This window comes from Moorena sp. SIO4A1, from assembly GCF_010672065.1.
Taxonomy (GTDB): domain Bacteria; phylum Cyanobacteriota; class Cyanobacteriia; order Cyanobacteriales; family Coleofasciculaceae; genus Moorena.
The window spans coordinates 1-1,832 of sequence record NZ_JAAHHX010000463.1 but is presented as its reverse complement, the minus strand read 5'-3'; the positions used below and the strand labels follow the sequence as shown (position 1 = coordinate 1,832).

The following is a 1,832-nucleotide window of genomic DNA, read 5'->3' as shown; positions in this document are numbered from 1 at the left end:
GGGGTGAGCGAATTTTGTTAAGTGTTAATTTAAGTGTTAATTTTCTTAAATTTAAATTAACAAAACACCAACCCAAACCCTAAACTTATAAGTCGTTAACCGGAATCAATATTACCTTGATTTGATGACCATGAATTATTCATCATTGATCAGTCTGAATTCGCTTCGGTCATCTGTCCGCCTCCTTGGAGACTCCGCCTATAATCTTTGACGCACGCGGTGAGACGTGCCATATAAACACCTGGGGTTCCCCCAGGTGTTTATATGGCACTCAGGAAAGGGAGGACAGGATCTAAGTCGTATAAGCATAACCATCTTTTCTGTGAATAAATTGACAATACTTGTGACTGATACCCTCTACTAATCCTGATTTAGTTGAGATATTGAAAGACCCTGACTTTCTAGTTGCGACTCGTCCGACATAGGTGCCGATTTTTTTGCCTTTGGTGACTACGGCACGAACAATATCGCCTGTCTGAAAACCTTTATGAAACTTGATTCTGGAGCAATGACGAGTGGGAAAGCCATATTTGTTAGTTCTACAGATTTGACGAGTGCCATGTCCTTTGGCGGTTATTATCAAAGGATTGGTTACTTCGATAATCAATGTTTCGACTTTCCCGACATTTGCCGCATCCAACCAATGAGTTTTCGGAAGATTTTGACGACACCTATTGAATTTGGTTAATCCGCCACTACCTACTTCAACAGGTAGCCCTGTTGACTTGAGATCGTGGTACAACTTCCATCGGGTTGAATTAACACAAGCCGCATCAGCCAGAGGGCGTTTAGCTTTACTCAGTATGCGTTTCAGGATACTAGGCTTGTTAGACAAGAAAAGTTCAATGTCTTGATTAGATTTCGCCTGGTTACATGGGTGACATGCAATCGCTAAATTAGAAACTCGATCAGAACCACCTTTGGACTTGGGTTTAATGTGCTCAATTTCTAATTGAGTTCCTGTTGTCCCACAATAAGCACATTTACGATTCCATTTTTCGAGTAAATATTCTCGAAGTTCATAACCGTAAAGTGTGCCCTGTTGATACTCAATTCCAGATATTTCAGGGTTTTCTAGTTTTTGAGTATCAAATTTAACCAATTCTTGAGAAATGCCTGCGACCGGACATAATTTAATCAGTTTCTTAGTCCAAGTTTCAATATTTTGAACTCTAGACATCAAGCTAGGAGCTAGCCAACCTTTTGGTCTGGTTCTATTAAGAAACCTGGGCTTGCGGTATCGAGTCTTGCGATTACGTCGGCTGCGTCTTAGCTGCCTACGAGAAGTCAAAGAATCTCGGATCTGGAAACCCCTATGTATAAGTTCGGCTCCCCAGACCACTCGTTCTCCTTGAAAAATAGCAAAACCGCTTGTTTTTGCTCCAGGATCTATTTTGATTCTGTGATCGTGAGTTACTGGATCTATTATTTCCTCAGTCAAGATTATAGTGAATGGGTAACGGCGATAGACCTTTGCCTTGCCAGTTGATAATAAAATCCTGGCTCTTGCCGGTCTACATGGATCTAGTGGTTGTCGATTTTTGTTTAATACAAAGACACGCATAATTGTGTTTCCTCCTGTTGCCAGGGTAAAGTTAGCTTAGTCAATGTTATTTCTCGGTACTTTCCCAATCGCACTGGCTTAACTCAACTACACCTGTTTAACGACCGGGTTCTAGAGCTGGGGACTAGCTACGCATCCCCAGGTAGGAACTTTAACTCTTAAAAATAACGTAGCCCTCTAAAGGCTTAGACTGGTAAACTTTGAGCTTTAAAGCTCCCGCTATACTCGCGTTGTGAGTTAGCGGCGAGTTGTTTACGCTTCTGTTAAG

1 protein-coding gene is annotated in these 1,832 nt (G+C 41.6%); it reads right to left on the bottom strand.

Annotation, left to right across the window (positions count from 1 at the left end):
• Positions 1–292 precede the first annotated feature (292 nt).
• The gene (gene iscB / locus F6K53_RS39490) at positions 293–1,564 is read right to left on the bottom strand and encodes an RNA-guided endonuclease IscB (protein ID WP_293085432.1); all 1,272 of its coding nucleotides are present in this window, start codon (positions 1,562–1,564) and stop codon (positions 293–295) included.
• Positions 1,565–1,832 lie beyond the last annotated feature (268 nt).